The following is a 21,419-nucleotide window of genomic DNA, read 5'->3' as shown; positions in this document are numbered from 1 at the left end:
GACGGCGCGACGCACCCATCCTGGTTTTGACCCCGATTCACGAACCACAGGCGACCGACATGGCCACTCCCGTCACCATCCTCACCGGCTTCCTCGGCAGCGGCAAGACGACGCTGCTCAAGCGCATCCTGAACGAACAGCACGGCATGAAGATCGCCGTGATCGAGAACGAGTTCGGCGAAGAGAACATCGACAACGAGATCCTCGTCCAGGACACGAACGAGCAGATCATCCAGATGAGCAACGGCTGCATCTGCTGCACGATCCGCGGCGACCTCGCCCGCGCGCTCGGCGATCTGGCCGCGAAGAAGCGCGAAGGCAAGCTCGACTTCGACCGCATCGTGATCGAGACGACCGGCCTCGCGAACCCGGGCCCCGTCGCACAGACCTTCTTCATCGACAGCGAGATCGCCGACGATTTCCTGCTCGACGCCGTCATCACGCTGGTCGACGCGAAGCATGCGAACGCGCAGCTCGACGAACACGAAGTGGTGCAGCGCCAGGTCGGCTTCGCCGATCGCCTGTTCATCACGAAGTCGGACCTCGTCGACGACCAGGCCGTCGCGGCGCTCAAGCACCGCCTGATGCACATGAACCCGAAGGCGACGATCAGGGTCGTGAATTTTGGCGAAGCCGACATCAAGGAAATCTTCGACCTGCGCGGCTTCAACCTGAACGCGAAGCTCGAGATCGACCCGGACTTCCTCGCCGAGGACGACCACGCGCACCATCACCACGATCACGACCATGATCACGATCACGCGGATTGCGACCACGATCACGGTCAATGCGCGCACGATCACGACCACGGCCATCACCATCACGCGCACCACGACGACAAGATCAAGTCGTTCGTGTACCGCAACGACCGTCCGTTCGACCCGAACAAGCTGGAAGACTTCCTCGGCGGCATCCTGCAGATCTACGGGGAACGGATGTTGCGCTACAAGGGCGTGCTGTACATGAAGGGCGTCGACCGCAAGGTCGTGTTCCAGGGCGTGCACCAGATGATGGGCAGCGACCTCGCCGCGAAGTGGCTGCCGGTCGAGAAGAAGACCAACAAGATGGTGTTCATCGGCGTCGACCTGCCGCAGGATCTGATCACCGACGGCCTCGACGCCTGCCTCGCCTGAGCGGTCGGCCCGGCGTCGCAGGCCTTTCGTGCGGCCGCCTTCGCGGGCGGCCGCGGGGCTTGCGGGGTGCCGTTTCCGGGCAGGGTTTCGCCGTCATCGCTTTTTCGCGATTTGCGCGTTATATTTTCTAGATATTGGCGCAGCCGACGGGGATCGACCCGATACGGCGCCCGCTTGCGATTCAGTTACAATACGTGCCCGCTGGAGTACGGCAATAACAGGCCCGGTTCTTGCAGAACCATTACCCGGGCATCGCAACCGCGCCGGATCGCCCATCCGCCACCCGGCCGCGGCCGATGCGATCTGCCGCGCAGTACCGGTTCGCCGCGCGCGCAAATCCGCGCCAGGCCTGTCCTGGTATTTGAGAACCGGTTTTCCAGAGGCTTTCGGCCCCGCGACGGCAAATCGCAAATGATTGCAAGCGGCAGTTGCGGGTAATCCCAAAGTGCAGGCACTATCTCCTGATTTGCCGCACATTGAAGAAGCAAGCAGATGACGAAGAAACTCTTGACCGAAGCCGAAATCCTGAAGATGAGCGACAAGGATTACATGAATGAGGATCAGCTCGCCTTCTTCAAAAATCGGCTCGAACAGTTGCAGGCGGACATCCTCAAGAACGCAGGCCAGACGACCGAGAACCTGCGCGAGACGGTGATCGTCCCCGATCCCGCCGACCGCGCGACGATCGAGGAAGAGCACGCGCTCGAGCTGCGCACGCGCGATCGCGAGCGCAAGCTCCTCAAGAAGGTTCAGCAGTCGCTCGCCCGCATCGATTCCGGCGACTACGGCTGGTGCGAGGAAACCGGCGAACCGATCGGCATCCCGCGCCTGCTCGCGCGTCCGACGGCCACGCTGTCGCTCGAGGCGCAAGAGCGCCGCGAGCTGCGCCAGAAGCTGTTCGGCGACTGATCGAGCGGCGTTCCGCTCCGACACGCTGCTTCCCGAAAGCGCGCGGCCTGCCGCGCGCTTTTTGTTTTTCCGGCACCGGTTCCCGGGCCGCCGGCCGATTTGCGTCCCCCTCTTGATATCCCGGCGCCCGCCCTAAAATGAAACGGACGCGCGCCGGGCCGCTCCCCGGCGCACTGCGGATTCACGCGGCGGCGCGTCGCGCCGCCCGACTCTTCCCCGTTTTTCTCAAGGAACGCAGATGGAGCAATTTCACGGCACGACCATCGTTTCGGTCCGGCGCGGCGACAAGGTCGCGCTCGGCGGCGACGGCCAGGTAACCCTCGGCAACATCGTCATGAAGGGTGGCGCGCGGAAAGTGCGGCGGATCTACAACAACCAGGTACTGGTCGGATTCGCGGGCGGCACCGCCGATGCGTTCTCGCTGCTCGATCGCTTCGAGGCGAAGCTCGAGAAGCACCAGGGCAACCTGACCCGCGCGGCCGTCGAGCTCGCGAAGGACTGGCGCACCGACCGGATGCTGCGCCGCCTCGAGGCGATGCTGATCACGGCCGACGCGACCACCACGCTCGTGATCACCGGCAACGGCGACGTGCTCGACCCGGAAGGCGGCATCTGCGCGATCGGTTCGGGCGGCGCCTATGCGCAGGCCGCGGCCCGCGCGCTCGCGGAGAACACCGAGCTGTCGCCGCGCGAGATCGTCGAGAAGTCGCTCGAGATCGCCGGCGACATGTGCATCTACACGAACCACAACCGCATCATCGAAACGATCGAGTAAGGACCGCCCCATGAGCACCATGACCCCTGCCGAGATCGTCTCGGAACTCGACAAGCACATCATCGGCCAGGCCAAGGCGAAGAAGGCCGTCGCGGTCGCGCTGCGCAACCGCTGGCGCCGCCAGCAGGTCGCCGACCCGCTGCGCCAGGAAATCACGCCGAAGAACATCCTGATGATCGGGCCGACGGGCGTCGGCAAGACCGAAATCGCACGACGCCTCGCGAAGCTCGCCGACGCGCCGTTCATCAAGATCGAAGCGACCAAGTTCACCGAAGTCGGCTACGTCGGCCGCGACGTCGACAGCATCGTGCGCGACCTGATCGAGATCTCGGTGAAGCAGACGCGCGAATCCGAGATGCGCAAGGTGCGCAGCAAGGCCACCGACCAGGCGGAAGACCGCATCCTCGACATCCTGCTGCCGCAGCCGCGCGCGGTGGGCTTCGGCGGCAATGCCGACCACGCGAACGACGACAACAACGCGACGCGCCAGACCTTCCGCAAGCGCCTGCGCGAAGGCCAGCTCGACGACAAGGAAGTCGAGCTCGACCTCGAGCAGCCGTCGGCCGGCATGGACATCATGGCGCCGCCGGGGATGGAAGAGATGACCGAGCAGATCCGCTCGATGTTCTCGAACCTCGGCAGCGGCAAGAAGCAGCGCCGCAAGGTGAAGATCAAGGAAGCGCTGAAGCTGCTGACCGACGAGGAAGCGGCGAAGATGCTCAACGACGAGGAAGTGAAGACGAAGGCCGTGCAGAACGTCGAGCAGAACGGCATCGTGTTCCTCGACGAGATCGACAAGATCACGTCGCGCAACAACGAAGGCAGCGGCGGCGAAGTGTCGCGCCAGGGCGTGCAGCGCGACCTGCTGCCGCTCGTCGAGGGCACGACGGTCAACACGAAGTACGGGATGGTGAAGACCGATCACATCCTGTTCATCGCGAGCGGCGCATTCCACCTCGCGAAGCCGAGCGACCTGATTCCCGAACTGCAGGGCCGCTTCCCGATCCGCGTCGAGCTCGATTCGCTGTCGGTGAAGGATTTCGAGGCAATCCTCGTCGCGACCGATGCCAGCCTCGTCAAACAGTACCAGGCGCTGCTCGCCACTGAAGACGTGCAGCTCGAGTTCGCCGAAGACGGCATTCGCCGCCTGGCCGAGATCGCGTACGCGGTCAACGAGAAGACCGAGAACATCGGTGCGCGCCGGCTCTACACGGTGATCGAGAAGCTGCTCGAGGAAGTGTCGTTCTCGGCCGGCAACCACGCCGGCGAGCGCGTGACGATCGACGCGCAGTATGTCGACCGTGCGCTCGGCGAAGTGTCGCAGGACGAAGACCTGTCGCGCTACGTGCTGTAACGCGCGCGGCGGCGAATGCGAAACGGGCGGCTCCTTCGGGGCCGCCCGTTTTCGTTGGGGGCGGCCGGCCGCTGCCGCCGCGCCGCTTACTGCCGCACCGGCTTCTTCGCGAGCTTGCGCTGCAGCGTGCGACGGTGCATGTTCAGCGCGCGCGCGGTTGCCGAAATGTTGTTGTTGTTCTCCGCGAGCACGCGCTGGATGTGCTCCCATTCGAGCCGGTCGACCGACAGCACGACCGGATTCTCGAGCGCCTCGTCGGCCTGCACTTCGCTCGCGTTGGTCTGCAGCGCGGCCAGGATCGACTCGATGTTCGCCGGCTTCGCGAGATAGTTGTCGGCGCCTTCCTTCACGGCCTGCACGGCGGTCGCGATGCTCGCGTAGCCGGTCAGCACGAGAATCCGCGCGTCGGGCTGCAGGTCGCACAGCGGCGCGATCAGGCTCAGCCCCGAATCGTCGCCGAGGTGCAGGTCGACGGTGATGAACTGGAACTTGCCGCCGGCCGCGAGCCGCAGCGCCGCCTCCTTGTCGTGCGCCTGCTGGACCGCGTAGCCGCGGCGCTCGAGGCCGCGCGCGAGCGTGCCCGCGAACACCTCGTTGTCGTCGATCACCAGGAAATTGTTCTCGCTCATGTGGTTTCTCCGTCTACGTGTTGGTTGAGGCGGCCGGCGCCGTGACGCGCGCCACCGGCAGGCGCAGCACCGCGCGGGTGCCGCGGCCGGGGACGCCAGCCGGGCGGCCGTCCGGCGCGGCTGCCGCTCGTTCGCTCGCGCGCTGGCCCGACGCAGCAGCGGCGTGACCGTTCGCACCGCCACCCGCGCGCCCGTTGCCGCCCGCCGCGCGCGGCGTGACATCGGACAGCTCGACCTCGCCGCCGAGGCGCGCAGCCGCGCTGAACGCAAGATACAGGCCGACCCCGTGCCCGCCCTGCGTGCTGTCGACCGGCATCGCGCCGAGCGATTCGCGCAATGCGGCCGGAATGCCGGGGCCGTCGTCGCATACTTCGAATTCGATCTGGTCGCCCGCCCGGTCGTTGTGCGCGAGCTTCGCGGCCAGCGTCACGCGGTGCGGGCTCGCCCGCGCGGCATTGTCGAGCAGGATCGTCAGGATCTGGCCGGCCGCGACCGTGTCGTCGAGCGCGACGCCAGACGGGCGCGCACCCAGCAGCTCGAACTGCACGTGCGGATGCCGCAGGCGCCAGTGCTCGACGAACGTGTCGAGCCAGTCATCCACCGGCTGGCGGCTCGCCGGCGCGCTCGCGCGACTGCGCAGCCGCGCGAGCGCCGACGTGCAGAGCGTCATCTGTTCTTCCAGCACCTTCAGGTCGCCCTCGTAGCGCGCGAGCCCCGGATCGGCGCGTGCCGCGTCGCGCAGTTCCTCCGCGAGCATCGCGATGGTCGACAGCGGCGTGCCCATCTCGTGCGCGACGGTGGCCGCCTGCACGCCGAGCGCGACCGCCCGCTCGTCGCGCAGCAGGTGCGCCTGCGCCTCGCCGAGCGCCGCATCGCGCTGGCGCAGCGCGTTCGACATGCGCGCGACGAACCATGCGATCAGCCCGACGCTGACCATGAAGTTCGCCCACATCCCGGTGCGGTAGTAGTCGAACAGGTTCGCCGGGTTATCCATGTTGAGCGGCACCGAATCGAAGCCGAGCGCCGCATAGCACGCGACCGCGAACGCCGCGAGCCAGATCATCAGGTGCCACGGCAGCACGGCCGCCGCGATCGCGAGCGACGGCAGGTACAGCGACACGAACGGGTTGGTCGTGCCGCCCGACAGGAACAGCAGCGCCGACAATGCGCCGAGGTCGACCCACAGCTGGCCGAGCAGCTCGAAATTGGTCTCGGGCCGCGCGCGCAGCACGCGCACCCAGGTCAGCGCGTTGAAAACGATTTCGAGCGCGATGACCATCAGCATCGCCGGCAGCGGCAGATGCACGCCGAAATAGGTCTGCACGACGCCGATCGTCACGAGCTGGCCGATGATCGCGAGATTGCGCAGCCAGAACAGGTGACTGAGGTTGACGCGCCCGGTGGTGGTGATTCGTTGCATCCGAGCAGTTTACCCGTTTAGCGCCCGGCGCCTCTACCGGGGGCCGGATCGGTGAGGACGAACGGAGCACCGGGCGAGCCGGCGTTGCATCGGGTTGCACGGGCCGGCAACCGTCAGCCGGCCGCACCGGCCATGCGTTGCGCGATCTCGTCGGCGAGGCACTCCGGACAGCGGCAACGCGTACCGGCTGCCGGCGGCGCGCCGCCGGGCAGGGCCGGCATCGACGCACACCAGCACTCGAACGGCTGCGTGCCGGCGCCGCAGTCGAAGCCGCGCCCGCAGTGCGGGCAACGCGCTCGGCGCGGGGTCGAACGGGTGGCGGCGGCGGAATCGGTCATGGCTCAAGCGTGAAAGCGGGCATGCACGTCGCCCTACGCGACAAGCATAGCGCGGCACACGGATTTTGCACGTCTGCCGTCCGGCCGATGCGTGCCGCCGACACCGCCGCACGCGCCGGGCGTCGCCCGGCTCGCGCCGCTGGCGCGGAGCCCGCCGCGGGGGCCGGCTCAGAGCCCGGCTCAGAGCCCGGCGCAGGGTTCGGCCGCAGGGTCCGGCGCCATGGCCGGCGGGCCGCCGCGCGTGGCGCCGGGCCCGCGCGATCGGCCGTCCGGCCAGCCCAAAAACCCGATGCTGCGCTGCGCCACTCCTGTACAATTCGCCCTGTTTCAACCGTTCCCAGCCAGAGCCGCCGCCATGTCCGAGCCCATCGACCTCTCGCAGATCGCCCCCACGCTGAAAGCAGAAATCCTCGCCGAGGCGCTGCCGTACATCCGCCGCTACCACGGCAAGACCGTGGTGATCAAATACGGCGGCAACGCGATGACGGAAGAGCGGCTCAAGCAGGGTTTCGCGCGCGACGTGATCCTGCTGAAACTGGTCGGCATCAATCCGGTGATCGTCCACGGCGGCGGTCCGCAGATCGATCATGCGCTGAAGAAGATCGGCAAGGCCGGCACCTTCATCCAGGGCATGCGCGTCACCGACGAAGAAACGATGGAAGTCGTCGAATGGGTGCTGGGCGGCGAAGTCCAGCAGGACATCGTGATGCTGATCAACCACTTCGGCGGCCATGCGGTGGGCCTGACGGGCAAGGACGGCGGCCTGATCCATGCTCGCAAGCTGCTGATGCCGGACCGCGACAATCCGGGCCAGTACATCGACATCGGCCAGGTCGGCGAAGTCGAGGCGATCAACCCGGCGGTCGTGAAGGCGCTGCAGGACGACGCGTTCATCCCGGTGATCTCGCCGATCGGCTTCGGCGAGGACGGCCTCTCGTACAACATCAACGCCGATCTGGTCGCGGGCAAGCTCGCCACGGTGCTGAACGCCGAGAAGCTGCTGATGATGACCAACATCCCTGGCGTGATGGACAAGGACGGCAACCTGCTGACCGACCTGTCGGCGCGCGAGATCGACGCGCTGTTCGAGGACGGCACGATCTCGGGCGGCATGCTGCCGAAGATCTCGTCGGCGCTCGACGCGGCGAAGAGCGGCGTGAAGTCGGTGCACATCGTCGACGGCCGCATCGAGCACTCGGTGCTGCTGGAAATCCTGACCGAGCAGCCGTTCGGCACGATGATCCGCTCGCATTGAGCGCGCGCCGCAAAACCACCTGTCCCGACCTGCCGGCGTCGCTGCGACGCCGGCGCATCTCCCGCAGCCGGCCGCGCGCCGGCTCGCCTGTCTGGCTGTTCGATCTCGACAACACGCTTCATCACGCATCGCACGCGATCTTCCCGGAGATCAACCGCGCGATGACGCAATACATCATCGACGCGCTCCACGTCGGGCGCGTCGAAGCCGATCGCCTGCGCACCGGCTACACGCAGCGCTACGGCGCCGCGCTCCTCGGCCTTGCGCGCCATCATCCGATCGATCCGAACGACTTCCTGCGGGTCGTGCACACGTTTTCCGACCTGCCCGCGATGCTGCGCGCCGAGCGCGGCCTCGCGCGCATCATCGCCGCGCTGCCGGGCCGCAAGTTCGTGCTGACCAACGCGCCCGAGAACTACGCGCGCGCGGTGCTGCGCGAGCTGCGCATCGAACGGCTGTTCGAGCGCGTGATCGCGATCGAGCACATGCGAGACCGGCGTGCGTGGCGCGCAAAGCCCGATCACACGATGCTGCGCCGCACGCTGCGCGCCGCGCACGCGCGGCTCGCCGACGCGATCCTCGTCGAGGATACCCGCAGCCACCTGAAGCGCTACAAGCGCCTCGGCATCGGCACCGTATGGATCACGGGCCACCTGCCGGGTCATCTGCCGAACATCGGCCGGCCGCATTATGTCGATCAGCGCATTCGTTCGTTAAAATCGCTGCGACTGGGCACACGATCGGGGCGACAAAAATGCAGCCGACTTACCCGCAGGACCAAGCCGTAACGGAGGACCAGGCCACGCCGTCCCGCCCGCGCCCGAAGCCGGGCGAGCGGCGCGTGATGATCCTGCAGACGCTCGCCGCGATGCTGGAGGCGCCGAAGCCCGAAAAAATCACGACGGCCTCGCTCGCGGCCCGGCTCGACGTGTCGGAAGCCGCGCTGTACCGGCACTTCTCCAGCAAGGCGAAGATGTACGAAGGGCTGATCGAGTTCATCGAGCAGGCGCTGTTCGGCCTCGTCAACCAGATCGTCGCGAGGGAGCCGAACGGCGTGCTGCAGGCACGCACGATCGCGCTGACGATGCTCAATTTCGCCGCGAAGAACCCCGGCATGACGCGCGTGCTGACCGGCGAGGCGCTGGTCGGCGAGGACGAGCGGCTCACCGAGCGCGTGAACCAGCTCGTCGACCGAATCGAGGCGACCGTCAAGCAGTGCCTGCGGGTCGCGCGCACCGAATCCCAGGCGCCCGACGGCGCGGCGCCGTTCGTGCTGCCGGCCGATTACGATCCCGCCGCGCGCGCAAGCCTGCTCGTCAGCTATGTGATCGGCCGGTGGCATCGCTTTGCAAAAGGCGGGTTCCAGAAGCCGCCCGGGGAACAGGCCGATGCGCATTTGCGGTTGATTCTGCAGTGATGCCCGGCGCGCACGCGCAAATCGACGCACGATCCGGCACATCCACGTAACGGCCGCCCACCACTGAATCAAGCGCCATTTCCGGTTTGAGCGGCCCGATGCAGGCCACGCCCATCCATGCGCACTTTGCCCGGGCGTCGTCAGCCTTTGTGACGATCGACACGGCTGACGAACGAACCGATGCAGCCACGCACTTGAATGGGCGCCATTAATTATCAGGATTCCTCTTTATTAACCTGCATCTGTGGCGCCCGCTCAAGGCCACATCCCGCCAGCATTCGCCGCCAACTCGCCCGGGCGTTCGCAACGCCCCCCCTCAACCCCACTGAATGCCCCCTGCCCCGCTCCGACTGCACCCGCGCCCAGCGACGATGTGCACCGAGCCCGTATGTCTGACGATTTTTAAAAGAACTTAGTACTTGACCTAATAAATCCACAAGCAGATTAGTAATCGTCCAATTCTTTCAACTCCCTTAAAAATCAACAATATTCCCGTTTCCTGTCGCCGCTTCAGTTCCGTTTCAACGACGTCGACAGGCAGCGTTCAGGAAACGTCGGTGCGTCGTCCTACGACGCAGGACTCCTTACTAATGGGTACTTTCATGTCCAAAAAAGCACTTCCCATCCTGATGGCGACAGCGGGCCTCCTGGCTGTTGCTTCGTCGGCCCAGGCAGCCGACGGCACGATCACGATCACCGGCGAGATCACCGCTCAGACCTGCAACATCTCCGGCGACGGCGGTGGCAAGGACTTCACGGTCACGCTGCCCAACGTGTCGACTTCGGCACTGTCCGCGCCAGGCTCGACGGCCGGCCGCAAGCCGTTCCGCATCGCACTGTCGAACTGCTCGCCGAACTCGGGCAATGCATCGGTGTACTTCGAGCCGGGCACGACCGTCAACGCGCAGACGGGCCAGCTGTTCAACGCAACGGGTGATGCGAAGAACGTCGAGGTCGGCCTGCTGAACAAGGACGGCTCGAACATCAAGCTCGGTGCGGCGCAAGCGCAGCAAAACTCGCAGGTCGTTCCGATCTCCGGCGGCGCGGCAACCCTCGACTACTACGCGCAGTACGTCGCAACCGGCGGTTCCGCCACGGCCGGCTCGGTCGGCACGTCGGTCATGTACTCGGTCTCGTATCAGTAATCCGGTCTCGCGACCGGCGGCCCGTGCGCATCCATGGCAGCGCACGGGCCGCGCCCGACCGACGGGACGCGATCTGTCTATCTACAAGGAGAATTCGGTGATGGTGATGCCAATCAACTGGCGCTCGAGCGTCGGTGCCGCAGCGCTGGTCGCATCGATGTCCGGCATGGGCGCGGCGGACGCGAGCGTGGTCATCAGCGGGACACGCGTGGTCTATCTGGAGAACGAGCGCGAAGTCACGGTCAAGTTGACCAACAATGGCGACAGACCGTCACTCGTGCAGGCCTGGGTGGACGACGGCAACGCGAATGCGCTGCCTGACGATTCGAAAGTGCCGTTCACGCTCACCCCGCCGTTGTTCCGCCTCGATCCGAACAAAGGCCAGAGCCTGCGGCTGATCTACACGAAGGAACCGCTCGCGCAGGACAAGGAAACGCTGTACTGGCTCAACGTCCTCGACGTTCCGCCACAGGCCACCGACGATCCGGACGCCCCCAACTTGCTGCAGCTCGCGTTCCGTTCGCGCATCAAGCTGTTCTTCCGTCCTGCCGCACTGCAAGGCGTGGCCGACGAGTCCGCGGAGAAGGTGACCTGGAACTTCGCGCCGAAGGCCGACGGTGGCTATGCATTGCAGGCGAAGAACCCGACGCCCTACCACGTGACGTTCACCAGGCTGACCGTCAAGTCCGGCGGCGCAACGTGGAGCAACGACAAGGGCGGCATGGTCAAGCCAGGCGCCACCGAGCAGTTCGACGTCGGCAACGTGCCGTCGCTGCCTGGCGGAGCGATCGAGGTCGACTACACGTTCCTCAACGACTACGGCGGCGGCGTCGAAGGCAACTACGCGCCAAGGAAAGCACACTGACGCCCCTCGCCCGTCCCTGACTCAACCCGTCGCTGGCACGCCGACGCAGCAATCGCATCGGCGCAGGTAATCCGTCGTTCGCATCATGCAGATGCGGCATTAATACATCTCATTCATGCGAACAAATTATCGGCACCGAACACTCGACGCGCCACCGCGTTTCCCGCTCAAACCGGGCTATCTGCTCGTCACGGCGGCGCTCAGCAGCTGGGCTGCCGACACGCTCGCCGCACCGGCGGACGGTCTCGAAGTTGCGCAGGTTCAGTTCAACGACACGCTGATGATGAAGCCGCGCGGGCAGCGGCTCGACCTCGATCGTTTCTCGAAGGGCAATCCGGTGCCGGCGGGCGACTATCTGGTCGATCTCTACGTCAACGGCACGTGGAACGGCCGTTCGACGGTACGCTTCAGCGCGGCCCAAGGCGCGGACAACGCGACGCCATGCTTCGATCGCGCGCTCGTGACCCGGCTGGGCCTGGACGATCAGGCGCTGACCGACACCGGACGCGCCGAACTGGCCCGCGTGCTGGCAGGAGCATGCACGGACGTCGACAAGCTGGTCGCCGACGCGACGGTCGAATTCGACATGTCGGAACTGCGCCTGAACGTGAGCGTTCCGCAGGCGGCGCTGCTGCGCAATCCGCGCGGCTACGTGAGCCCGGAGCTGTGGGACGACGGCGTACCGAGTGCGACGCTCAAGTACAACGCGAACGCGTACCGCAACGCGTCGTCGGGTTACGCAACCACGCAGGCGTACTTGGGGCTGAATGCGGGCGTGAACGTCGGGAACTGGCATTTCCGGCACAACGGCTCCTATACGTCGCAATCGCAGGGCGAGAACCGCTATCAAGCGCTGAACACGTACGTTCAGCGCGACCTGCCGGCCTGGCGCAGCCAGTTGAAGATCGGCGAGACGTACACCGACGGCACGCTGTTCAACAGCGTGGGCATGCGAGGCGTCACGCTCGAGACCGACGATCGCATGCTGCCCGATTCGATGCGCGGCTATGCACCGGTGATTCGCGGCGTCGCGACCAGCAACGCGCACGTCACCGTCGCGCAGAACGGCGCCGTGCTGTACGAAACGAACGTCGCGCCGGGGCCGTTCGAAATCAACGACCTGTACGCGACGGGCTACGGCGGCAACCTGCTCGTCACCGTCACCGAGGCCGACGGCAAGAAACGCAGCTTCACGGTGCCCTATTCGGCCGTCGTGCAATCGCTGCGCCCTGGCGTCTCCCGCTTCGGCATCGCACTCGGCCAATTGCGCGAGCCGCAACTCGATCGTCATCCGAATTTTGCTCAGGCCACCTATCAGCGCGGCATCAGCAACCTGATGACGGGTTACGTCGGCGCGATCGTCGCTGAAAACTATCTGGCCGGGCTGGTCGGCGCGGCGTTCAACACGCCGGTCGGCGCGCTCGCCGTCGACGTCACGCACGCCAGTGCGCGCATCGCGAGCGTGTCGGCGACGAGTGGGCAAAGCGTGCGCGTGAGCTACAGCAAGTCCGTCGAGGCGACCGGCACGAACATCGCAGTCGCCGCGTATCGCTACTCGTCCCGCGGCTACTGGGAGCTGCGCGACGCGATGTACGCTCGCGAACAGGCGGCAGCAGGCGCAGATCCGAACAACGCCTACCGGCAACGCAACCAGGTTCAATTGACGCTGAACCAGACGCTCGGCGAAGGGCGCGGCAGCCTGTTCGCCGTGGGCTCGACTTCCAGTTACTGGAATCGCAAGGGCACGACGACGCAGTTCCAGCTCGGCTACAACAACAGCCTGCGGATCGGCGGCGTCAACCTGAGTTACAACCTATCCGTTTCGCGGCAGCGCGACGGCTACACGGGCCGCCTGAACAACCAGGTGTACGCCAACGTGACGGTTCCGCTCGGCCGGCGGTCGTACGCGCCGACACTGTCCTCGAGCATCGCGCACGACAGCAATGGCGGTGCGACCGGGCAAATGTCGCTGACCGGTTCCGTCGGGCAGTCCAATGCGTTCTCGTATGGGGTCAACGTCAACACCGGTGGGCGCACGACTTCGGGCGGCGGCAACGCGCAGTATCGCAGCCCGTTTGCGACGCTCTCGGGCAGCGCGAGCGGTGGCAACGGCTACTCGAGCGTGTCCGTCGGCGTGTCGGGTGCTGTCGTCGGCCATGCGGGCGGCCTCACGCTCGCCAACGACCTCGGAGAAACGGCTGCGATCGTCGAGGCGAAGGATGCCGTCGGCGCGCGCGTCACGAACGGCACGGACATCCGGATCAACCGGCGCGGCTATGCGGTGCTCCCGTACCTGACGCCGTACCAGATGAACACCATCGAGCTCGATCCCAAAGGCATTCCTCTCGATGTCGAAATGATCTCGACCAGCGAACGGATCGCGCCGCGCGCGAATTCGGTCGTGAAGGTTCGCTTCGCGACGGTCAGCGGGCGAGCGGCGTTGTTGACAGTGCGCCAGCCGAACGGGGCGCCGCTGCCATTCGGGACCAGCGTTACTGACAGCGAAGGCAAGCATGTCGGGACCGTGGGGCAAGGCGGACACCTGTTCGTCCGAGGCGCGGAAGAAACCGGCATGCTCACGGCGAAATGGGGCAATCGATCCACGGACAGCTGCGCATTCACCTATCAGTTACCGATCAAGGACGTGAAGGGTGTCGCTTATGCGCGTACCGATGCGGTCTGTGACTACAGCGTGCCGAAGGCCCACACGCCCGTCGATACGATCGAGCCGAGTGCGTTGCCGCATACCGGTGCAGAGACTCGCCTGATCGAACGCAAGGGCGTCGCGAGCAGCGTCCGCAGCAACGCAAGCGCCGATGCTCTGAATGGAGAGAAATTTAAATGAAATTCCATGTTAACAATCGAGCGATCGACGCACTTAAATTCATTATCTTTATATTTATTTCATGGATAGGCGTCAATCATCATGCGCACGGACAAATATGCAACTTTCCGGGCAACAATAATGCATCCAGCTTTCCGCATTTCACTTTCAATAATCCGTCACTTCCATTCGACGCACCGGACGGAGCAGTGCTTGCAACAGCGATAATCGAACAGCCATTCGAATGCCAGGCTGCGCCGGGCGACATTGGAGGTTACAGCCTCGAATACACTCCCATGCTGCATGCAACACAGTTCCCCGACGTTGGCAGATATGGCGGATCGGGCAATATGCACTGGTACGTTGGTTATCGGGTAACCAATATGACCACCGGAAAGGTATTCAATACATCTGGTCTTCAGGAGTGGGCCCCGCCAATTACGTCCACCAAACCAGTTACGGGTTCGTTCCGAGCAAAGATAGAACTGGTAAAAATAAGTGACAACCTATACAACGTAAAAGAATGGCCCTATGGACCACTACAAATTGGCCATTTCAGGATCAAAAAACGAGCGCAGCCCGACGTATACAACTACCGATATTTAACGCTTGGATCAAAACGCGAAAATATTAAACCCATGCCAGAGAGTTGCACCATCGTGAATTCTTCGGTGGACGTGCGATTGCCGCCGGTCAGTTCGGGCAAGCTGAGTTATGTGGGCGCTTCCGCAGGTGAGACGGGTTTCAACATCGGACTGAATTGCAGGTCCGGCTCGAATGTATACGTGACCTTGACGGATCTGACCGACCCAGGCAACACAGGTGACCAGTTGACGCTGACCCAGGATTCGACGGCGAAAGGCGTGAAGTTGCGCATATCGCGAAATGGGCAGCCGGTTCGCTATGGTCCCGATTCGCGTCTTCCCGGCAATCCGAACCAGTGGTATGTCGGCCCGTCGGTTTCAACGTCGAATATTCCGCTGACCGCGCAATACATCGCCGACGGTCCGGTATCCGGTGGAACCGTGAAGGGAGTCGCCACGTTCACCATGAGCTATCAGTGATCGCGCGGGTCCCTTGTTATCCCGAATTCCAGGGTAGCGATGCGTGTTCGAGACGAAGTCGCGCAACGCAAGATTTCCCCGGCAAGCCGCCGACAGGCGGCTGAAACAGGCTTCTGGTTAGCAATCCGAAGGGGCTGAATCAGGAGGCCATCGAAGGAAGAAGTCGCGAGTCACGGAAGGTACCGCGAAGTCGGCGGCAGGGACTCGACGACGGAATCCGCTTTTCTACTCACGTACTAAAGGAATTGACATGAAACTCGCATTCTCCAGCATCGCCGTTCTCACCGTCGCTGCCGCGGCAGCAATGCCTGCCGTATCGCACGCCGCGGACGGCACGATCACGATCAACGGCAAGATCGGCACGCAGACCTGCACGATCGACGGCAATGGAACCAGCGGCAAGGACCTCACTGTCGCGCTGCCGAAGGTGTCCACGTCGTCGCTCGCGTCAGGTGGTGCGACGGCCGGGCGCACGCCGTTCAAGATCGGCCTGAAGAACTGCTCGCCGTCGACGGGGAACGTCTACACGCACTTCGAGCCGGGCACCACGGTCAACTCGACGACTGGCCAGCTGCTCAATGCATCGGGCACCGCAAAGAACGTCGAAGTCGGTCTGCTCAACGGCGATGCCACCAACATCGGCGTCGGCAAGGCCGATGAAAACTCGAAGGCGGTCGCGCTGGCGAACGGCTCCGCGGAACTCCCGTACTATGCACAGTACGTCGCAACCGGTGGCCCCGCAGGTCAGGGGACGGTGAATACGTCTGTGATGTACTCGATCATGTACCAGTAAGAAACGGCGATCCGGCGCGCGTCCCGCGTGCGCCGGTTCGTTCCCGGGGCGCGACAGGATGCGCGCCCCCGCCTTCCGATGGCTGTCGTATACACACAGTCGCTCGGCGGCCGTCCATTCGCGCCCGGACAACTTCGGCACTCGCGCGGCCAGCACAGCACACCATTCGTTTCGCATCGCCCCCGCCAATCGGCTGGAAACATGCACGCCCGATCGCGTGCATCCGTCCAGTACGCCATCCGCTCTCGTCGAATACCCCGCAGGCAATCACGACCGATCGAATAGCGCGCGTCGAAAGATCCGCACATTTCGCGCGTGCTCCGTGCCGCCGCCCGCCAGGCAGGCAACCGCAAAAATTCGAACTCGTCCAATTTCAAAATAGCCTTAACAAGATCATCTTCATCTACTTGAGATAAATTAAGGTGATCAGGTGAACCGCAGTCATTTCACTTTTTTTCACGCGCGCATCGGCCGGCGTGTCTTGCATTCCGCGCTGCTTGCCGGCGCGGCAATGCCGTGGGCGTCGACGGCGCAGGTCGTCGGCGGCGGCCCGCAACGCGCGGACGGCATCACGCTCGAAGTCGCACCGGGTGACTATTCGACGACCGAATCCGCCAAGGCAGTGCTTTCCGCCGTCAACGGCGGGACGCTGACGACCCTCGGCAAGACTCGCCTGTTCACGACCGGCTACGGCTCGGCCGGCGCTGCCGCAGAGGGCACCGGGTCGCGCGTCGTGCTGCGCGATACGGAAATCCGTACGCGCGGCGGATCGAGCTCAGGCATCGAGCTTCGTTACGGCGGCAGCGCATCCGCCGAGCGCATCTCCATCGATACCGACGGCGACTACGCGCACGGCACATTCATCGACGGCACCAACGGCCGGCTGTCGCTCTCCGACAGCGTGATCGTGACGCGCGGCAAGGACGCATCGGGCATCGCGACGATCCTGGTTCCGGGTGGCACGATCGACGTGGCCGACACGCTGATCCGCACCCTGTTCGGGACCGGCCTGTCCCTCAGCTACGGCGGCGTCCGGGCCACGCTGAAGCGCACCGATATCCGCACCGATGGCGACTATGGGTCGGTGCTGTACATGCCGGGCGCATCCACCGTCGCCTTCAGCGACTCGCATCTCGAAACGAGCGGATACGCGGCGCTCGGCGTGGATACCCGCGAGGGTAGCGTCGAGCTCGAACGCACGGGCGTCGTCACGCACGGCATCAGTTCGCACGGCCTTTACGCGTCGAAGGAGTACACCGACACACCCTTCATCGACGCCACCGATACGGACGTGACGACCACCGGCAAAGGCTCCATCGGCGTGGTCGCCCGGCTCGGCGGCAAGGTCGCGATGACACGCGGCGACATCGTGACGAGCGGTGAACGCTCGCTCGGCGCGCTGTCGGCCGGCGCGGGCTCCGTCGCCTCGCTCGCCGATACGAGCGTCGAGACGCACGGCACCGCAGCCTCCGCGTTGTATGCGAGTGTCGGCGGCGCCGTCGATCTGCTGCGCAGCGACGCCCGCACGACCGGCGCCGGCGCCTATGGGGCGGCCGTCTACGGCGGCACGCTAACGATCGACGACGGCACGCTCGTCAGCGAGCGCCATGGTGCGATCGACGCAGCCGATGCAACGGTCACGCTGAAAAACGGCACACGCGCGATCGGCGGCAACGGCAAGCTGCTGTCCGTCCATGCCGAGTCGGGTGAGCCCGTGCGCCTGACGCTCGACACGAACGCCGTAGCGGACGGCGACATCGTCAACCATCCGGCCGACGACGGCAGCCCGACGCCCGCCGTCACCGACGTCGCGCTGTCGAACGCGTCCGCATGGACCGGCGCGACCGACGCCGTCCGCACACTGGCGCTCGAGGCGGACAGCCTCTGGACCATCACCGGCGACTCGTCGGCCGGCACCGTCGCGCTGAACGATTCGACGATCGCATTCGACGCGCCGCTGGCCGGTGTGCCGCCGACGCCGCGCACGCTCGTGGTGACGGGCGACTATGCGGCGCGCAACGGCAAGCTGGTCCTCCATACGACGCTGCAGGACGATGCGTCGCCCACCGACCGCCTCGTGATCGACGGCGGCCACGCATCGGGCGACACCGGTATCGTCGTGAAGCGCGCGGGCGGCGACGGCGCGGCGACGACCATCGGCATCCCGCTCGTCGAAACGCGCAATGGCGGCACGACAGATGCGACTGCGTTCACGCTCGATGCAGCGTCGGACGGCTACCGGACCGGCTTCGGCACGTTGTCGGCAGGCGGCTACGATTACATGCTCAAACGTGGCGGCGATGGCGGACAGGCGGAAGACTGGTATCTCGTCTCCGCGGCAAAGCCACAGCCGCCGGAACCGCCCGATCCGCCGGCTCCACCGATCGAGCCGGAAGTCATCCCCCCGCCTCCGCGCGCCGCCGCCCCGGAACCCGACGCGTATCTGGCAAACGCGGATGCCGCAGCGACGATGGCGATTCATTCGCTGCATCAGCGCAACGATCGCTCGCTACGCACCGAAGCCACAGGCCCGCTCGACGGCGCCATCTGGCTGCGTGCCGAAGGCCAGACGACATCGATGTCCGGCGGCAACCGCAGCGTGTCGGGCAACGGTCGCCTGATTCACGCGGGCGCAGACCTGCTCCGCTTCGACGACGGCCGTGGCGGCAGCGTGCGCATCGGCGCAATGGGCATGTACGGCAGCCAGACCAACTGGTCGACACGCCCGCTGTGGAATGCGATCGAGGGGCGTGTCACGAACGCCACCGCGCGCGGCAGCGTGGCCGGCTACAACGTCGGTGTGTACGGCACGTGGTACGGCAGCCGCGACATCCTGACCGGCCCTTATGTCGATGCCTGGTTCATGTACGGCGCCTACGCGAACAGCGTCGGCGGCAGCCTTGCGGCCGATTCGTACCGGTCGCGCACCGTGACCGGCTCGATCGAGACCGGCTATTCACTCGGGTTCTACGAGCGCGGCGACACGCGGTTCTTCGTCGAGCCCGAAGCGCAACTCGTCGTGACCGACTATCGCGCGGACGCGCACGGCACCGCCGGTGGCCGCCTCGACGGCCAGGGCGCCACCGACGTGCTCACCCGCCTCGGCGTACGCGTGCACGGCGTGACCGCGATGTCGCCCGGCCGCGAGCTGCGCCCGTTCATCGAGGCGAACTGGTGGCACGGCCCCGGCTCGCGCACGCTGACGCTCGACCGCAATGCGTTCTCGTTCAGCGTGCCGCGCGACCGCGCGGCGTTCCGGGTCGGCGCGACGGGCCAGGTGTCGAAGCGCTTCGCGATATCGGCGAGCCTCGGCGTGGAGGCAAACCTGTCCGACTATGCGGTGGTCAAGGGCGAGCTGGCCGCGAAGTATCGCTGGTGACGGGGCGCGCCTGGCGCCGTCTGTTCCCCACGCAGGCGGTTCCGGGCGGCCCGGCGGGTCCACAGGGCCGGGCCGCCGGCCGCCCAGCAAACCTCCCGAATCCGCGCCCCGCAATTTCCGCTATACTTTGCCGACTTGCCGCCCCCTTGGCGGCAGGCCGGAAGCGCGCCGATTTGCTGACTCGATTGCGGGCGCGCGAACCGGCCGGGGCCTTGACGCGTCGATGCGTCGTTCCCCGGCGGTTCACTACAAATGCGGCTAAAGAGGTCGTCAGCCGCGCACCTTCGACTCCGCGCCTCGCCGACACCATTTAGCCGCCCAGTCATATGGCATAAGGCGGAACGAATGGAATCGATCGGCATCGTCGCTCCACAGACCATGCACTTCGCCGAACCGCTGCGCTTGCAAAGCGGCAGCGTGATCGGCAACTATCAGCTCGTCGTCGAGACGTACGGCGAGCTCAACGCCGCGCGCTCGAACGCGGTGCTCGTCTGCCACGCGCTCAACGCGTCGCACCACGTCGCCGGCGTCTACGCGGACGATCCGCGCAGCACCGGCTGGTGGGACAACATGGTCGGCCCCGGCAAGCCGCTCGACACCAACCGCTTCTTCGTGATCGGCGTGAACAACCTCGGGTCGTGTTTCGGCTCGACCGGCCCGATGAGCATCGATCCGTCGACCGGCAAACCGTACGGCGCGCGCTTCCCCGTCGTCACCGTCGAGGACTGGGTGCACGCGCAGGCGCGCGTCGCCGACGCGTTCGGCATCGAGCGCTTCGCCGCCGTGATGGGCGGCAGCCTCGGCGGGATGCAGGCGCTCGCGTGGAGCCTGATGTATCCGGAGCGCGTCGCGCACTGCATCGACATCGCGTCGACACCGAAGCTGTCCGCGCAGAACATCGCGTTCAACGAGGTCGCGCGCTCGGCGATCCTGTCCGATCCCGACTTCCACGGCGGCGACTACTACGCGCACGGCGTGAAGCCGAAGCGCGGCCTGCGCGTCGCGCGGATGATCGGCCACATCACGTACCTGTCCGACGACGACATGGCCGAGAAATTCGGCCGTGCGCTGCGCCGCGCGGACGGCGCGCTCGACGCGTACAACTTCAGCTTCGACGTGGAGTTCGAGGTCGAGTCGTACCTGCGCTATCAGGGCGACAAGTTCGCCGACTACTTCGACGCGAACACCTACCTGCTGATCACGCGCGCGCTCGACTACTTCGATCCGGCGAAGGCGTTCGACGGCAACCTGACGGCCGCGCTCGCGCACACGCAGGCGAAATACCTGATCGCGAGCTTCTCGACCGACTGGCGCTTCGCGCCGGCGCGTTCGCGCGAGATCGTGAAGGCGCTGCTCGACAACAAGCGCACGGTCAGCTACGCGGAAATCGACGCGCCGCACGGCCACGACGCGTTCCTGCTCGACGACGCGCGCTATCACAACCTGCTCCGCGCGTATTACGGACGAATCGCCATCGAGGTGGGGGCATGAACCAGCAAGCACTGAATTCCCTGTCCGCCCGCGCGGACTTCCGCGCGATCGCCCGCTGGGTCGAACCGCGCGCGACCGTGCTCGACCTCGGCTGCGGCGACGGCTCGCTGCTGTCGCTGCTGTCGGAAGAACTCGACGTGTCCGGCTACGGGATCGAACTGAACGACGCGGGCGTGCTCGCCAGCGCGAAGAACGGGATCAACGTGATCCAGCAGAACCTCGAGGACGGCCTGCGACTGTTCGAGGATCACAGCTTCGATTTCGCGATCCTGTCGCAAACCCTTCAGACGATCCATCAGACGGCCGCGATCCTGCGCGAAACCGCGCGCGTCGGACGCGAATGCATCGTGTCGTTCCCGAACTTCGGCTACTGGGCGCACCGGTTGTCGGTGCTGCGCGGCCGGATGCCGGTGTCGAAGTCGCTGCCTTACCAGTGGCACAACACGCCGAACGTCCGGGTGCTGACGATCAAGGATTTCGAGGCGCTCGCGCCCGAAGTCGGCGTCACGATCCTCGACCGCATCGTGCTGCACGAAGGCCAGCCGATTCGATGGGGAGCGAACTGGCGTGGTAGTCTTGCTGTCTATCGCGTCAAGCGCAGCTGAGCCGGGGGGCCGTTGACGGACGC

18 protein-coding genes are annotated in these 21,419 nt (G+C 65.5%); 15 read left to right on the top strand and 3 right to left on the bottom strand.

What is annotated here, in order from left to right; all coding sequences use genetic code 11:
• Nucleotides 1–59 precede the first annotated feature (59 nt).
• The 4 genes from U4012_RS29265 (at nucleotide 60) to hslU (ending at nucleotide 4,171) form a co-directional block, all read left to right on the top strand.
• Nucleotides 60–1,133 carry a GTP-binding protein gene (locus U4012_RS29265; protein WP_321802763.1) on the top strand — a complete coding sequence of 358 codons (1,074 nt, stop codon included), beginning with the start codon at nucleotides 60–62 and terminating at the stop codon, nucleotides 1,131–1,133.
• Between the two features lie 492 nt (nucleotides 1,134–1,625).
• Nucleotides 1,626–2,042: an RNA polymerase-binding protein DksA gene (dksA, locus tag U4012_RS29260; RefSeq protein ID WP_006477498.1), complete on the top strand. Its 417-nt coding sequence runs from the start codon at nucleotides 1,626–1,628 to the stop codon at nucleotides 2,040–2,042.
• 238 nt (nucleotides 2,043–2,280) lie between these two features.
• Complete coding sequence (gene hslV, locus U4012_RS29255; protein WP_006760749.1) at nucleotides 2,281–2,817, top strand: ATP-dependent protease subunit HslV; 537 nt, start codon at nucleotides 2,281–2,283, stop codon at nucleotides 2,815–2,817.
• A 10-nt stretch (nucleotides 2,818–2,827) separates the two neighbouring features.
• A complete protein-coding gene (hslU, locus tag U4012_RS29250; RefSeq protein WP_044847842.1) occupies nucleotides 2,828–4,171 on the top strand; it encodes an ATP-dependent protease ATPase subunit HslU in 1,344 nt (447 codons plus the stop codon).
• An 86-nt stretch (nucleotides 4,172–4,257) separates the two neighbouring features.
• Here the strand turns inward: hslU and U4012_RS29245 are convergent, their stop codons facing one another.
• The 3 genes from U4012_RS29245 to U4012_RS29235 form a co-directional block, all read right to left on the bottom strand.
• The gene (locus tag U4012_RS29245) at nucleotides 4,258–4,800 is read right to left on the bottom strand and encodes a response regulator transcription factor (protein WP_044847841.1); all 543 of its coding nucleotides are present in this window, start codon (nucleotides 4,798–4,800) and stop codon (nucleotides 4,258–4,260) included.
• Nucleotides 4,801–4,813: 13 nt separating this feature from the next.
• Nucleotides 4,814–6,220, bottom strand: a complete 1,407-nt coding sequence (locus U4012_RS29240; protein ID WP_321802757.1) for an ATP-binding protein — start codon at nucleotides 6,218–6,220, stop codon at nucleotides 4,814–4,816.
• A gap of 113 nt (nucleotides 6,221–6,333) precedes the next feature.
• Complete coding sequence (locus U4012_RS29235; RefSeq protein ID WP_321802755.1) at nucleotides 6,334–6,558, bottom strand: cysteine-rich CWC family protein; 225 nt, start codon at nucleotides 6,556–6,558, stop codon at nucleotides 6,334–6,336.
• A 355-nt stretch (nucleotides 6,559–6,913) separates the two neighbouring features.
• Here U4012_RS29235 and argB point away from each other — a divergent pair, with 355 nt between their 5' ends.
• The 11 genes from argB (at nucleotide 6,914) to metW (ending at nucleotide 21,396) form a co-directional block, all read left to right on the top strand.
• Nucleotides 6,914–7,813 (top strand): acetylglutamate kinase, encoded by a 900-nt coding sequence (argB, locus tag U4012_RS29230; protein WP_006490510.1) that lies wholly within the window; start codon nucleotides 6,914–6,916, stop codon nucleotides 7,811–7,813.
• Complete coding sequence (locus U4012_RS29225) at nucleotides 7,810–8,601, top strand: HAD-IA family hydrolase (RefSeq protein WP_321802752.1); 792 nt, start codon at nucleotides 7,810–7,812, stop codon at nucleotides 8,599–8,601. Before argB ends, U4012_RS29225 begins: the two co-directional genes overlap by 4 nt.
• Nucleotides 8,568–9,230, top strand: coding sequence for a nucleoid occlusion factor SlmA (gene slmA / locus U4012_RS29220; protein ID WP_321802750.1), 663 nt, complete (start codon nucleotides 8,568–8,570; stop codon nucleotides 9,228–9,230). The genes U4012_RS29225 and slmA overlap by 34 nt, the downstream gene beginning before the upstream one ends.
• Nucleotides 9,231–9,832: 602 nt before the next feature.
• Nucleotides 9,833–10,375, top strand: coding sequence for a fimbrial protein (locus U4012_RS29215; protein WP_321802748.1), 543 nt, complete (start codon nucleotides 9,833–9,835; stop codon nucleotides 10,373–10,375).
• Nucleotides 10,376–10,475: 100 nt separating this feature from the next.
• Complete coding sequence (locus U4012_RS29210; protein ID WP_321802746.1) at nucleotides 10,476–11,240, top strand: molecular chaperone; 765 nt, start codon at nucleotides 10,476–10,478, stop codon at nucleotides 11,238–11,240.
• Nucleotides 11,241–11,355: 115 nt separating this feature from the next.
• Complete coding sequence (locus tag U4012_RS29205; RefSeq protein ID WP_321802744.1) at nucleotides 11,356–14,085, top strand: fimbria/pilus outer membrane usher protein; 2,730 nt, start codon at nucleotides 11,356–11,358, stop codon at nucleotides 14,083–14,085.
• A complete protein-coding gene (locus tag U4012_RS29200; protein ID WP_321802742.1) occupies nucleotides 14,082–15,128 on the top strand; it encodes a fimbrial protein in 1,047 nt (348 codons plus the stop codon). Before U4012_RS29205 ends, U4012_RS29200 begins: the two co-directional genes overlap by 4 nt.
• A gap of 250 nt (nucleotides 15,129–15,378) precedes the next feature.
• Nucleotides 15,379–15,921 (top strand): fimbrial protein, encoded by a 543-nt coding sequence (locus U4012_RS29195; RefSeq protein WP_321802739.1) that lies wholly within the window; start codon nucleotides 15,379–15,381, stop codon nucleotides 15,919–15,921.
• A 481-nt stretch (nucleotides 15,922–16,402) separates the two neighbouring features.
• Nucleotides 16,403–19,300: an autotransporter outer membrane beta-barrel domain-containing protein gene (locus tag U4012_RS29190; protein WP_321802737.1), complete on the top strand. Its 2,898-nt coding sequence runs from the start codon at nucleotides 16,403–16,405 to the stop codon at nucleotides 19,298–19,300.
• Nucleotides 19,301–19,645: 345 nt separating this feature from the next.
• Nucleotides 19,646–20,791 carry a homoserine O-succinyltransferase MetX gene (metX, locus tag U4012_RS29185; protein ID WP_321802735.1) on the top strand — a complete coding sequence of 382 codons (1,146 nt, stop codon included), beginning with the start codon at nucleotides 19,646–19,648 and terminating at the stop codon, nucleotides 20,789–20,791.
• A complete protein-coding gene (metW, locus tag U4012_RS29180) occupies nucleotides 20,788–21,396 on the top strand; it encodes a methionine biosynthesis protein MetW (RefSeq protein ID WP_044847830.1) in 609 nt (202 codons plus the stop codon). Before metX ends, metW begins: the two co-directional genes overlap by 4 nt.
• Nucleotides 21,397–21,419: the final 23 nt, after the last annotated feature.

The organism is Burkholderia sp. BCC1988 (genome assembly GCF_905339895.1).
GTDB lineage: Bacteria > Pseudomonadota > Gammaproteobacteria > Burkholderiales > Burkholderiaceae > Burkholderia.
The sequence above is the reverse complement of the archived record's forward strand: the minus strand, read 5'-3'. Positions and strand labels throughout refer to the sequence as shown.